Raw genomic sequence first — 13,743 nt, 5'->3', positions numbered from 1 at the left:
ATAAACGAAAGGCGATACCTGTCGCAACAAACAGGAAATTAGCTAAAAACGCTGTAGCCAAACCGCTTAAGGCGTTACACTTTTGGCGTGGATTCTGCTTTAGGAGTTCACCCCTTTTGTTTGCAATATAGTGCAAGGAGCACGCAGTCCGTTAATGTCTGTTGGTATCTTTTTCTCTTTTCGTCGCGCTTTGCTGGCGCTGACCTCGCTGTTGCTCTTCACCTGCTATCCTACGTGGGCTCTGGACTATGAACTAAAAGGCGTGGAGCGCAGTGAACTGGAAGACAACATAGAACTGCACCTGGCGCAGGTGAAACTGGCCAACAACACGCTTGATGAACCCACCGAAGAACGCATTATCCGCTCTGTAAAAACTGCCCTGCAGCCTTTCGGTTTTTACAATGCTGAAGTCACTCTCTATTTTGAGGACGAAGAGCTTGTTATCGACGTTACTCCTGGTACACCGCTTAAGGTAAGTAACGTTACCCGCGAAATCATTGGTGACGGGCGCAATGATGATGCTTTTCGGCAACGGTATAATGCCTTCCCGCTCAAACAGGGCGACGTGTTACATCAACCCACCTACGAAAAGTTTAAGTCAGAGATGTTTAACTATGCACTATCAAACGGCTATTTTGACTTTTACTGGCAGGCCACCCGGCTTGACCTGGTACGCGAAGAGAACGAAGCCAATATTCTGCTTATTGCACAAAGTGGTCGTCAGTATGAATTTGGCGAAGTCGAACTGGTGGGTGACGACCGGGCTGCAGCCATTATTGGCCGCCTGAGGAATTTCACTGCCGGTGAGAAGTACAGCTCCGCCAAACTGACTGAATTTAACCGCCGCCTGAATGAAACGGGCTATTTTGCCCGCGCCATTGCCCGCCCCATTGTGAGTCGCGCCGAAGGAGCCCGGGTGCCCATCGAAGTGACACTGACCCACCTGCCGCGGGATATTTTTAATGTCGGTGGCGGCGCCAACTCCGATAAGGGTCCCAGAGTTCGAGCGCGTTGGGAGCGTCCATGGGTCAATAGCCGCGGGCACTCGGTAACCGGCCAGGTGTTTGTCTCCAAGCTCGAACAGGCAGCCAGCCTCGATTACCGCATTCCACTGGAAGACGTTAATAACGACTACGCCAGTGTTCAAACCAGTTATGAGTTTGAAGACAACTCCATAAGCGATACTAAAAGTGAAACCTTAAGTATCTCCGGGCATCGTTTCTGGAAAGAGGCCGGTTCGCCCTGGCAACGCAGCGTGTCGTTAACCTTTGAACGGGAAATGTTTACTCAGGGTATCAGCGACCCGCAAACCATTAATTTGCTGATGCCCGGTTATTCCATTGGATATACCAAATCTGATCAGGAACTCACGATCAATCAGGGCCAACAATATATTGTGGCAGTGCAGGGCGGTCATGAAAGTGCAGGCAGTGATATCTCACTGTTTAAAATTACCGCCAACGCCAAGGTAATTACCACTATCAATGATACCCACCGAATTTACCTGCGCGCCGATGCCGGCGCCATTCGTACCGATGACTTTGATCGGGTACCTTCGACACTGCGTTTCTTTACCGGTGGCGATCAGAGTATTCGGGGTTTCCGTTATCAGGAAATTTCCCCACAGGTGCTCAATGAAGAGGGCAATTCGGTACTGACCGGGGGGCGCTATCTGGCAACTGCCAGCGTTGAGTATGCTTATCCGGTAGCCGACAACTGGCGGGCAGCGGTGTTTGCCGATGTAGGTACCGCCACCAATGACTTCTCTGATGGCTTGTCCCGGGGGTTGGGCATTGGTGCCCATTGGTTAACGCTGATTGGCCCGGTACGGTTTTACATTGCCCAGGGTAAAAATGACTTCGAAACACAATGGCGCTTCCACTTCTCGCTGGGGCCTGAGCTATGAGTATTAATCGCCTGGCAAAAGGCTTCTTAATACTGCTGCTCACTCTGCTGCTTATTATCGCGGTTGTGCTATCGCCGCTGGGCGCACCGCTGATTAACTACGCCGCTAACAAATATGTGCCCGGTCTGGCGGTTGATTCGGTATCAGGAAGCCCGTTAAGTGAGCTGACACTGGAGAAAGTCAACTGGCAGAACGAACAGTGGCAGGTGACCGTAAGCAAAGTCATTCTGGCCCACGAATGGACCTGCCTGCTAAACAGCAAAGCCTGTATTACGTCGCTTCAGGTTAGCTCACCGCATGTAAAACAACTGGCTAGTGCAGAAAGCACCGATGAGGAGCCATCTGAACCGAGCGGCGAAATTACTCTGCCGCTGGTCATCGCGCTGAATGAACTGAAAATCAGTGACGCGCGCTTTGAGAGCCCGGCTATTACTGTGCAGGCCGACCAGTTAACCAGCTCTGCTCAGTGGATAGACTCGCTACAAATCAACCATCTGACACTCAACGGCCTCACCCTGATGTTGCCTGAGAGCGAGCCACAGCCGCCGTCGCCAGTGGCAATCACTTATCAGGCGCCAGCCTTGCCGGAAGTGCACATTCCGCTCACCCTGCAGGCCAATGACGTACAGATTTCAAATATCCGGGTTGTGCAGGGTGAACAGGCAATCGCCGCACTGGATGTAGCCGTGCAACAAACCCAAATACAGGACAGCCGGATAGCCTTACAGGCACTCAGTGTGAACATGGAGCAGGTTAATGCGAGTCTAGACGGTGAAGTCACCCTGAGCGGTCAGTACCCGCTCAACTTAACTCTCATTGCAGACCTTCCTGTTGAGCAGACTACCCAGCACATAGAGCTTATCGCCGAAGGGGATTTGAGCGACCTTGGGCTTACTATCAATAGCAGCGGACTGGTCAGTGCAGAGTTCACCGGCAAAGCCAACCTGCTGAGTGACAGCCTGCCGGTATCATTACATAGCCGATGGCCTGCACAGGCCCTTAACCCGCTGGCTGATATTGAACTCGATAGCGGCGTTTTGTCGGTGCAGGGCCAGATGGGAGAATACGTCATACAGCTCGACGGTGGTGCCACCATCCCCGATGTTTCACCGGTAAAAGTCAGTCTGACAGCCCTGTTAAGCGAACGTTCGCTGGCCGTTTCGGCCCTTAACAGCGAGTTACTTGAAGGCGAATTGACCAACAGTGGCGTGCTTTATTTTAGCGATTCACTGAGCTGGGAGGGCATATCGCGCTTAACGCGGGTTGATTTGCAAGGCTTCTCTGAATTCGCCCCAACCAATGTTAACGGGGTGGTAAAAGCGCAGGTGAGCCTGAGTGATAAAGGCCCTAACGTACTGGTATCGGATATTCGCTTAAGCGGTGAGCACCTCCAGGAGATGTTTACCCTTACCGGCGATGCGGTGTATTCGGCGAACAGTGATATTATGGTCGCCAACCTCAACGGCGCCTTGGCTGCGAACCATTTTTCAGCCGTCGGACAGGTGTTTAATCAACAATATCTGGATGCTCTGGTAGCCATCGATCTGCAGAAACTGACGGCTCTGTACCCCGAAATATCCGGCCAGTTGGCTGGAACAGTGGCAGTAAAAGGTCCCTGGGACGCACCGGTGATCGATACAAAACTATTACTGACCGATATCCTTGCCACTACCCGCCTGAGTCAGGCTGCCGCTAATCAGGGCCCGCTGAATGGCGAAATCACCATTACTGGCTCATTAGCCGAGCATGCCCTTAATGCCAATCTGCAGTTGCCTGAGCACACCACCACCCTGAACCTGAACGGTCAGTGGCAAAATCAGCAATGGCAGGGGCAGTTATCAGACACGCAGTTGGCATTGCTCAATACGGTCTGGGAATTACAATCGGATGTGGCGTTACGTTATGAAGCCAGCCCGCAACATTTCACGGTGAGTCAGCATTGCTGGGAAGCCAGAGAAAAAGGCAACCTGTGTATTAATGCGGTGGATTATACACCAGCGCAGGTCATCTGGGATGTTCAGGCCAATGCGTTGCCTATCGGTCTGTGGATTGATGAGCTGATGCCTGAATTACTGGTGGAGCGCAACAGTGCAACACTTAAGATCACAACCAAAGGTAAATTCGACCCGGCCAGTGAAAAAGTCGCCGGTCAGTTGCAAATAGGCGTAAGCCCGGATAAATGGCAGTTAGCGGGTAATGAGCCAGTCACCATTGACCTTGATGAGATAAGCTTTGACGGCCAGTTTGATGAGCAGCAGGTGGCCCTGACTGGCACTATTACCAGTCCGCAAATTGGTGCAATTACTTCTCAGGCCACGGTATTTCCGTTTACCGAACAGCCCTCCATCGAAGCTCACATTACCATTGCCGACTGGCAGCTCGCGCCATTTAAGCCACTGATTGCACGCATGAATGAACTTAACGGCAATATCAATGGTGAGCTTAAGCTGGACGGGCCGTTAAGCCTGCCCCAGGTGAATGGTCAGTTAACGCTTAAACAGGGTGAGATAAACAGTGAAGACCTGCCGGTAGCGGTGAGTCAGTGGCAGCAAACCATTAATCTCAATGGTGCCAGTGCCGACTTTGAAGGGGAGTTTCTGCTTGGTGACGGCCCGGGTACCCTGAACGGTTCGGTAGACTGGCAGGACAGCCTGCTGGTCGATCTGGCGGTGAAAGGCGATGCCTTTACCGTGAATTACGACGACAGCCGGGTTAAAGTCTCGCCGGACCTACAGATTAACCTGAGCCCACAAAACGTGGATATTTCAGGAGACATTGATATTCCCTATGCCCGGGTGAAAATTAACGAACTCCCGCCCAGTGCGGTGTCTCCGTCGCGGGATGTTCACTTGCGTGGTGAGCCGCCAAGCGAAGCACTGGTAGATAATATTAATGCCAACATCATGGTGACCATCGATGAAGACGAGCGCGAGGAAGTGCGACTCGATGCCTTTGGCTTAAAGGCGACACTGAGTGGCGGCGTGAATGTGCAAACCCAGCCAGCACTTACCGGGTATGGCGACCTGCGTATCATTAACGGGCGCTACGCGGCCTATGGTCAAAACCTAATCATCCGCACCGGAGAAGTGCAGTTTAACGGCCCGTTAGACCAGCCCATTCTGCTGGTAGAAGCCATTCGCGATCCCGATCTGACTGAAGACGATGTGATTGCAGGTGTACGGGTTGAAGGTCCGGTCAATCAACCCAGCGTGTCGTTATTTTCTGAGCCCGGTATGGATCAGGCCCGAAACCTGGCCTATCTGTTAAACGGCAGCGGCGGGCTCGGCGGCGGCCAGATGGATGAAAACTCCTATGCTGCCATGCTGATAGGTTTTGGTTTATCCAGCTCCGAATCACTCACCAGTAATGTGGGTAACGCACTGGGCATTGAGGATTTATCGCTCAGTACCACTGGCCAGGGCAGTGATACCAAGGTAGCTATTTCTGGCAAGATCGCCTCAAACCTTACCGTTCGCTACGGCGTGGGTATGTTTTCTGACGAAGATAGTGGCGGTCAGGAAGTTGCATTACGCTATCAAATCCTGTCTAACCTGTACCTGGAGATTGTGCGCAGCCTGTATACCACGGTCGATCTTTACTACCAGTTCACACTGGGAGATAACAAGCCCAAAGACACCGCTGAAAAAGGCAACAAAGACTAGTCGGCGGATGACACATTCAGGCCCAGGTCGGTGATCCGGCCATTATTAAGGCTGTAAATCCAGCTATGGATGGTTAAAGCCTGATTTCGGGCCAGGGCATCTTTTACGATGGTAGTGCGCTTTACATTCTCGGTCTGGGCCAGCACATTGAGCTCACACAAGCGCGCAGAACGTTTATTCTCTGGCAATGCCCGCACTTCGCTGTAGTGTTGCTGATAGATATCCTTAATATGGCCAAGCCAGTTATCAATCAGGCCAAACTGCTTGTCACTCATTGCCGCTTCCACACCACCGCAACCATAGTGCCCGCAAACAATAATGTGCTTAACCTTTAACACGTCCACCGCGTATTGCAGCACCGATAAACAGTTAAAGTCGGTGTGGATAACCATATTGGCCACATTGCGATGCACAAAAATATCGCCGGGCAGTAAATCGACAATCTGATTAGCCGGCACCCGGCTGTCTGAGCAGCCTATCCAAAGATAATCAGGCGCCTGCTGCTTAGACAGCGTATCGAAAAAAGTGGGGTCGGCCTGATGAGTTCGGGCAGCCCAGTGGGCGTTGTTATCGAGTAATTTTTTAATATCATCCATGCAGCCGGTGGCCTGTTTAAACGGGAAAAGAGCGGGCAGTGTAGGCCTGCACGCCTAAGGGAACAAGTCGTTTTGCTCCTGACTGACCAGTCGCGCATATTCCTGTTTAAATTTCTGCTCCCGCTTGTACGCCCAGTAGCCAAATCCGGCCATCAGCACACTGATTATAATAAAGGTGGCCACACCGCCTTTATCCACAAACGACTCCCAGCTGAGATCGCCAACCACGGCAGCAATTCCCCATATAACCAATAATATTAATTCACTGCTCCAGGCAGAATGCAGGGTGATCCGCGCAATTCTCTGATTACTGATATATTGCTTTTTTAACGTTTCGCGGTAATGACTGGTATCTTCAAACGAGGCCAGTACGGCATGCCGACGCAACCAGATAACAAAGCCAGTATATATACCGCCACATACCATAACGGAGCACAATACCAGGGCCATATATAACGGCAGCTTTTCCCAGCTGTAAATAAGCATCCCAAGGCCAATTAAAAAGCCCGTGAAATCTGAAACAATGTACCAGCGCTGGAGGCGTTGCTGATGCTTGAGGCGCCGGGTTACATCGCTCAGATCGATTTCACTCACTGGCTGCTGTTGCCAGAGTGCGGTTAAATCCTGCTCTGGTTTTTCGTTATTCATGGTTCATCCTCTGCTGCAGCGTGGTTTTCGCCCGCTGCAGTAATACACCAACGTGATTCTTAGTTAAGCCACACACTTCGGCAATTTCCTGATAGCTGAGGCCTTCCAGGGTGAGTGTCATTACCTGACGCATGGTAACCGGCAGGGTACGAATGGCTTCCAACAGAGAGGTCACCTGCCGACTGCGAGCCGCCACATATTCAGGTTCTTCATCAATCGCCCCTGCTGTACCAACGATATCGTCGTCATCCGGCTGACTCAGATCGCGATTCTTAACTTCTTTACTCACGTGAGTCACTGCCCGGTTATGGGCAATTTTCAGGATGTAAGTTTTCAGACTGGCGTCGCCATTAAAGCGCTCTAACCCTTGCCATACTGCCAGCGCTATTTCCTGCAACAGCTCCTGACGCACGGACTCATTGGCCTCGTAGCTCGACGCTACGCGACTCAACAGGGCCTGATGTTCAGCGAGTATTTGCTTAAAGTCCTTGTGCACAAAAATCCTGGTATGAAAGGTTAAATGACTTTGCTTACTTCTTTTAGTCTGCCCTAGGCAAAAAAAATAACACTGTTGTGTAATTTTTTTTAATGGCTCATGACTATACCGGTAACAACGCCATTTGGTTAGTACTTACAGAGGAAATCACCATGACACATACAGAGATAATTTTATTGGTAACAGCCATGCTTGGCCTGGGTTTATTTTGTCATTACCTGGATGCCAAATATCAATGGCAGCTAAGCGCCTGGTTTTACGGCAAGCCAGTAAATCCGTTTAAGAAAACAGAGCAGGCAAACTCGCAAACCTCCGCCCAAAAAGACGCTGAAATTGCGGCCTTAAAAGAGCGTATCGCAGTGCTGGAGAAAATCGTTACCGAACCGGCTTATGAGCTTAATCTGGAATTAAACAAATTACGGAACTAGGCGATGAGCATTTTTCTATTCAATACACCCGTCGAGCGCTTATTGAGGCTCGGCTGGTGTGAATAGTCCTTCCAATTCTACCGGCTTAACAATCACACCCGTTCACAAATCGCTCAAAATGTAATCTAATGAGATATCACGACTAACACCGGGGCGCTTTCATACTGAATGTCAGCCTGCAGCCTTAAAAGGAATTGAAGTTGGTATTATTTAAAACATGGTTACTGCAGGGCATTTTTCACAGTGCGCCAGGCTACATTGAAATAGATGGCGACCAGGTTTCATTTACGCTGATTGACACCGGGACGTTTGGCAAGAATAAACTCAACGGATTACTGAACAACAACGAAGCCTTTGAATGCATAGCCAATGGCGAAGCAGTGAAAGTGTTTGATATATCTCGCCAGGATGCCCGGTTCGAATCTCCCTGGTACATGTTCAGCGGCGGCGGTGTGTTGTCTTTTTCAGGACAAGCATACAAACTGTCATTTATGCAGCCGCAAAATACCAAGTTTCCCTATCAGCGTTTAGGCATTATCCGCGAGTCAGATTTTGCAGACTTTAGCGACGGACGCAAGTTCGGCAAGCGCTTTCGATCGTATATGAATAACCCGGATAGCATCTGGTAAGTATGCCTTAAGGCTCTCTATTTCACAAAACGGAACTTAATCTAAATAAAATAGCGCATTACTTTGCTTTTGCTCTACCCCAAAAACAATATCGATACATACCGCCCGATGAACCGATAGCACATCAGATTTTGTCACGCTCTGATACACAGCTTCAGGCACATCTAGCGTTCCATCGTCAGTGACCAACCGATAGCGGGTTCTAGACCGGTTTGAGGTAAAAGTTATTTTATCTTTTACCCGGACTGATGAGATGATTTTAGGCCGCGCAGCGTGTAAAAACTGACGGTATCGTAACAGCGGCACAAACAGTTTGTATGCGTTGATAATCAACACGACCGCCAGCGGCACGGTAAATAAAATAAATCCCGAGGTAAAAACGGATATAAAAAATAGCGCGATCGCCAAAAAGAAAAAGAGCTTTTTTCGCCACGCTCTAAAGAAAATACGCCGCACAATTAATCGCTCTTTAGCAGATATCGCGCACTCTTTATCCCGCATCCGTTCATTTACGGTCGAGCTGGCAGAGTATCTGGGTGAGTGCTGTTGCGGTTGCGCTGCTAACACCCGAAACCGCAGTACTTGTTTCTTTTGCGGGCTAATTTCAAGATAAGCTTTGTCGCCTGTAATCGCCTGATTATAAACACTCAAATCGACACTAAATTCCTTGTCATCAAGGCTGACATAGTAAGTTGTGCGAGTTGTTGTTCGTCTTGAGCCATGGCCAGCCCTGACGTTAGTTGAATGACTGCCGGTTGTTGACGTGTGCCGGTTTACCCGTTTATTGGTCACGACGCCGGTATAGCAATGTTTTACCCCGTTTTTAAGTTCGAGGTAATTCTGGCGCAACACCACAACTATCACAGTTGCAAAAATGGCGGCAAACACACCGAATAGGTATAGCGGGGCCTGACTCATTTGAGGGCCGGATAGTACGTTGGAGAAAATTACAAAAAAAATGCCGCCGGCAAACAGGGTAAACCCGGCTATTAACCAATATTGTTTTTGTAGTTGCTGACGGTCTTTGTCTGATAAAGGCTTTACATCGTAGGTATTCGGCAAGAGTCATTCATCCATAAACTGAGCTGTGTATCCGGTCAGGATTTTTTATACCCATCAGCGCTGCTAAGCGATAGTTTTACGATAGGTTACCAGCATATTCAAGTTTAACTTGTTTAAAAATCACACAAACTTATTGATCAAATACTAAACGGCACTTAATATTCAAAAAATTAACATGGAGTATCGTTATGAAATATTTTAAAGGACTGAAATTCGTTGTTCTGTTCTCTCTATTTACCCACTTTTGCGCGCTGTCTCAAACGTCCACCTCAGAACAAGCCTGTATGAAAGGCAGCCCTGACGCCTGCTTTAATACCGCGCTCGATTACTACGACGGTGCCGGTATCCCTCAGGATATTAAGAAAGCCGTTTCCTTTTTTAGCAAGGCGTGCGAAATGGGCTTATCCAATAGCTGTATGAATGCAGCCATGATCGCAAAAGGTGGCGGTGGTAACCTGCCCGCAAATATTGAACTGGCGACCGTCAATTTTGAAAATGCTTGTGCCTTAGGTGTAAAACAGGGCTGCGACAATGCGTTTTATTACCGTAGCAATGAAAAATCACCCGTTTACAACCCGGCTAAGGGCATGCTGGTGGTTAAAAATGCCTGTGTCATTGGCAATGAAAAAGCCTGCTTTTGGGGGCTATACCGCGCATACGATGGCAGCCAGGGTAAACATCCCGAGTTAATTGATAAGGAAAAAGCCGCCTGGTTTGGCGAGTTTACCTGCCGAAAATACAATGATGCTCTCGGTTGTCATGCCGCAGAGCTTTACTACGCCAATCCCGAGTCACCCGGCTTTGATGCCGAAAAAGCGTTAATTTACTCCAAGCTTAGCTGTGATAGCTATTCGTCTAAAGCCAGCTGCTATAATGTGGGGAGTATTTACTGGCAGATAGAAGAAGATAAATTAACCACCCATTACCTAAAGAAAGCTTGTGAACTGGGTCACGAAAGCGCCTGTGAGTATGCAAAAAAATGGCGCAAATACTACGACGAAAAAGTGGCCTTCGAAGAACAAAAAGCCCGCAATGATGCGGTAATTAACAACGCACTTTCGCAAGGTCAGTATGGGAATGCTGTATCGGCAGCCATTCATCAGTTACGCTCACAAGCGCATCTTGAGCAGGCCGTCATGGCCGCTAGTCGCGCCAGTGCAATGGGGCAGGTTGCCACCAATGATTTATACGTTATTGCTTCATGGTTTTCTTCGGGCCCGGTTCGCGGCGCCGCCAATGCCGAAATGTCTGCGCGGGGAACCGGACTGGAAGGTACCTTTGGGGAAGGCACTAACACAGCGGGCGCTGCCAGCGCCAGATGGCAGGAGGCTTATGGCAGTACATTACCTTCACCCTCCTTATCATCGTCTTCACCAAGTACGATTGCTGTACCCAGTGCCGCCCAAATATCTGCCCAAACACGCGAAAAATACCGCTATGCACATTGTGCAATGGCCGGCAGTAATGCCAGCGCCAGTGTGTGTCGGAATTAAGCGGTAATGCCCCGCAATATAAAATACCTCGTACAGGATTACTCACCGCTTCGATGTGGAGAATCCTGGCTCTGAGCATGTACCGATTCAACTCAACATTATAAAATATCTGCGGTAAATAAAGATGATTCTGATATTGCGTAATACAGCTTTAATCACCTTACTTCTGTGCATTAGTACCGAGGCTATGGCCTGGCGCGAATACTCGCGAAAACAGGTAGTAGAAAACTACTATAGCCGAAAAATATGCCTTGATAATGATGGACAATTTGCGAACCAATGCATTTCTAAAGAGGTTAAATACTTTCGTGGTACGGATCGTAATATTGGAATTCGGCTTTGGTCAAAATTTGGCACCTCAGAATCTGAATTTGACAGGAAGCTCGCAGAGTTCAACATCACAAGAGAAAACTATCTTAAATATGCTTACCAGTATGAAAAGTTCTATGAGAGTGATGATTTTGGAGATGTGGCGAACGGCACTGTTTTCCAGGGGCTGATAGCTGAAGACGGTAAAACTGTAATATTACCCGCCATATATCGTTCGGTTTTACCTTTAAGTGATAAAGCGGCCATTGTGACGGCGTTTAATCAAAAAAAATATTTGGTGATGTTCAATGATGACTCTCCAAAACTTACTGAAATCCCATACTCCTACACTAACTGGTATATGATTTATGGTGGCAGTAATTCAAAACCGGTTACAGTAGTTTTTAAACTGAAAGCAGAAGAAAACCAGCTTGGCGACACTTATGTAGTGCTGGATAAATTGGGGGGTGCAGCTTTCACGATAGAGAACGTTACATCAAATGGCAATGGTACAATGGCTTTCCATGAATATAACAATGGCACCATTGCTTTCCCTGTTAAAAATGCAGATGGCGTTACCTTTTCGGTCACTGTCGACACACAGACACTTCAAACGTTCGGAGTCGGGCCCGCATTCGATACACTGAATATCGGATATGCTTTGGCAGATTATTGGAAAGATAATAATTTTAACCATGGTAAAGACATCTCAATGCAAAAAGTGGGAACACTTGGGTCAGGGCATGGCCTGATGTCAGGACAGACAATATATCAGCCAATAAGTGAAGAAGACGGTTCGCTTGCACCATTAAATGTAGATGGACTGCTAGGCCTGGCACCGATCTTTTTACCTGAAATTGAAAAAGTGAGAGGTTGGATCCCCCTGTGTCAGGATAGTTGTCGCCTCAGTTTTTCATAGTATTAGACAGGGTGCGGAAGTTAGGCATGAGTGAGACATTATCCAGAAGAACATAAAAAGGCAGTGGTTAGTAAGTTGATTGAAAGCGGTTTATCATTACGCCAGTTTGCGCAAAGAGAAGGTATTAGCCTGTCTACGTTGTATGGTTGGCGGGACAAGTATACAGAGGCCGATTTCAGTTTGATTAAAAGTAATACGCCAGAGAATTGGACCGCAGAGCAGAAGTTTTCTGCGGTGATAGAGACTGCTGCCATGTCGGAAGTTGAGGTAAGTGAATACTGCCGGAAAAAGGGCCTTTTCCCGGAGCAAATCCAGCAATGGAAACATAGCTGTATCTCCGGTAATCAATCCGAGGCGGATAAGCGTAAACAGCAGGCCCAGGAACGTAAAGCGGATAAGAAACGCATTAAAGAGCTGGAAAGAGAGTTAAAACGCAAAGACGCAGCGTTAGCCGAAACTGCTGCGCTTCTGGTGCTTAGAAAAAAGTTAAATGCCTACTGGGGGGAAGACGAGGACAACTAACCACGTTCTCAGATAGGCAATACTATATTTCACTGATTGATGAAGCCGTTAGTGCGGGGGCCAGAAAGCACAAAGCCTGTGGCATCATCGGCTTATCCCTGCGCACGTTACAACGATGGCGGGACGCGGATGGAATTTGTGCAGATAAGCGCCCGGAGGCGAGCAGGCCGACGCCTGCAAATAAGCTAACTGAGATAGAACAACAAGCCATTTTGGATATCTGCAATGAAGAGCGGTTTGCCAGTCTGCCGCCCAGTCAGATTGTGCCCATGTTGGCCGATGAGGGAGTTTATCTGGGTTCGGAATCCAGCTTTTACCGTATATTGAAAGCCAATAATCAGCTTAGCCACAGAGGCAAAGCAAAACCCAAAGGTACACTGGCAAAACCTGATGGATTTACGGCTACGGGTCCCTGTGAAGTGTGGACCTGGGATATATCGTACTGCCCCTCTACGGTCATTGGTCGGTTCTTTTATCTGTACATGATAATGGATATTTTTAGCCGTAAAGTTGTGGGATGGGAAGTGTATGATTGCGAGTCTGGTGATCATGCCGCTAACCTCTTGGAACGCACGCTATGGTCTGAGAAATGCGTGAATGACGAGATAATCTTACATTCTGATAATGGCAGTCCGATGAAGAGCCTGACCATGCAAGCTAAGATGATTGAAATGGGCGTTATCGGCTCACGTAGCCGTCCCGGTGTCAGTAATGACAACCCTTACTCAGAATCTCTGTTCCGCACAGTCAAATACTGCCATAGATGGCCGAGTGAAGGCTTTAAGTCGCTGGAGGAAGCGCGAGCCTGGGTGCGAGATTTTGTCCGCTGGTATAACACCGAACATCGCCATAGCCGCATAAGATTCGTTACCCCAGAGCAGCGACACAAAGGTGAAGACCAACAGATACTGGCAAAGCGCACTGAGTTATATGCCGAGGCAAAAGTGAGAAATCCAAGTCGTTGGTCTGGTGAAACCAGAAACTGGGATAAGATCGGAAGCGTAGAGCTAAATCCGGAGAATAAAAAAGAAGCAGCTTAACAGCTCAGGCGACAACTACCTTGAAAAACGCCG

General features: G+C 48.7%; 11 protein-coding genes. 7 read left to right on the top strand and 4 right to left on the bottom strand.

The features are described 5' to 3' along the window. The first annotated feature begins 154 nt into the window (after window positions 1-154). Window positions 155-1,906, top strand: a complete 1,752-nt coding sequence (locus C6Y40_RS13235) for an autotransporter assembly complex protein TamA (protein WP_105934989.1) — start codon at window positions 155-157, stop codon at window positions 1,904-1,906. Beyond that, window positions 1,903-5,568, top strand: a complete 3,666-nt coding sequence (locus C6Y40_RS13230; protein WP_105934988.1) for a translocation/assembly module TamB domain-containing protein — start codon at window positions 1,903-1,905, stop codon at window positions 5,566-5,568. The genes C6Y40_RS13235 and C6Y40_RS13230 overlap by 4 nt, the downstream gene beginning before the upstream one ends. Here the strand turns inward: C6Y40_RS13230 and can are convergent. From can to C6Y40_RS13215, 3 genes are read right to left on the bottom strand one after another with little or no spacing between them, the layout of a single operon-like run. Then, on the bottom strand, window positions 5,565-6,164 hold the full coding sequence (gene can, locus C6Y40_RS13225; RefSeq protein WP_105934987.1) for a carbonate dehydratase: 600 nt from the start codon (window positions 6,162-6,164) through the stop codon (window positions 5,565-5,567). The genes C6Y40_RS13230 and can overlap by 4 nt on opposite strands. Window positions 6,165-6,218: 54 nt before the next feature. Beyond that, on the bottom strand, window positions 6,219-6,812 hold the full coding sequence (locus C6Y40_RS13220; protein WP_105934986.1) for a hypothetical protein: 594 nt from the start codon (window positions 6,810-6,812) through the stop codon (window positions 6,219-6,221). After that, the gene (locus tag C6Y40_RS13215) at window positions 6,805-7,308 is read right to left on the bottom strand and encodes an RNA polymerase sigma factor (RefSeq protein WP_105934985.1); all 504 of its coding nucleotides are present in this window, start codon (window positions 7,306-7,308) and stop codon (window positions 6,805-6,807) included. Before C6Y40_RS13215 ends, C6Y40_RS13220 begins: the two co-directional genes overlap by 8 nt. A 152-nt stretch (window positions 7,309-7,460) precedes the next feature. Here C6Y40_RS13215 and C6Y40_RS13210 point away from each other — a divergent pair, with 152 nt between their 5' ends. Both C6Y40_RS13210 and C6Y40_RS13205 read left to right on the top strand, forming a co-directional pair. Next, complete coding sequence (locus tag C6Y40_RS13210) at window positions 7,461-7,736, top strand: hypothetical protein (RefSeq protein WP_146129571.1); 276 nt, start codon at window positions 7,461-7,463, stop codon at window positions 7,734-7,736. A gap of 200 nt (window positions 7,737-7,936) precedes the next feature. Beyond that, window positions 7,937-8,365 carry a hypothetical protein gene (locus C6Y40_RS13205; protein WP_105934983.1) on the top strand — a complete coding sequence of 143 codons (429 nt, stop codon included), beginning with the start codon at window positions 7,937-7,939 and terminating at the stop codon, window positions 8,363-8,365. 36 nt (window positions 8,366-8,401) lie between these two features. On the opposite strand, the gene C6Y40_RS13200 is transcribed toward C6Y40_RS13205, so the two are convergent. Further along, window positions 8,402-9,253 (bottom strand): DUF2500 domain-containing protein, encoded by an 852-nt coding sequence (locus C6Y40_RS13200; protein ID WP_146129570.1) that lies wholly within the window; start codon window positions 9,251-9,253, stop codon window positions 8,402-8,404. 362 nt (window positions 9,254-9,615) lie between these two features. On the opposite strand from C6Y40_RS13200, the gene C6Y40_RS13195 reads away from it, so the two are divergent. From C6Y40_RS13195 to C6Y40_RS13185, 3 genes are all read left to right on the top strand, one after another. Beyond that, window positions 9,616-10,920 (top strand): tetratricopeptide repeat protein, encoded by a 1,305-nt coding sequence (locus tag C6Y40_RS13195; protein WP_105934981.1) that lies wholly within the window; start codon window positions 9,616-9,618, stop codon window positions 10,918-10,920. A 187-nt stretch (window positions 10,921-11,107) separates the two neighbouring features. Continuing rightward, window positions 11,108-12,148: a hypothetical protein gene (locus C6Y40_RS13190; RefSeq protein WP_170308483.1), complete on the top strand. Its 1,041-nt coding sequence runs from the start codon at window positions 11,108-11,110 to the stop codon at window positions 12,146-12,148. A 30-nt stretch (window positions 12,149-12,178) separates the two neighbouring features. Further along, a protein-coding gene (locus C6Y40_RS13185) for an IS3 family transposase (protein ID WP_420836937.1) occupies window positions 12,179-13,710 on the top strand; the annotation gives its coding sequence in 2 pieces (ribosomal slippage) (window positions 12,179-12,641 and window positions 12,641-13,710; 1,533 coding nt in all). Window positions 13,711-13,743 lie beyond the last annotated feature (33 nt).

Origin of the sequence: Marisediminitalea alba (assembly GCF_002993365.1) — a bacterium.
Taxonomy (GTDB): domain Bacteria; phylum Pseudomonadota; class Gammaproteobacteria; order Enterobacterales; family Alteromonadaceae; genus Alteromonas; species Alteromonas alba.
This window is presented reverse-complemented; position numbering and strand designations above follow the sequence as displayed.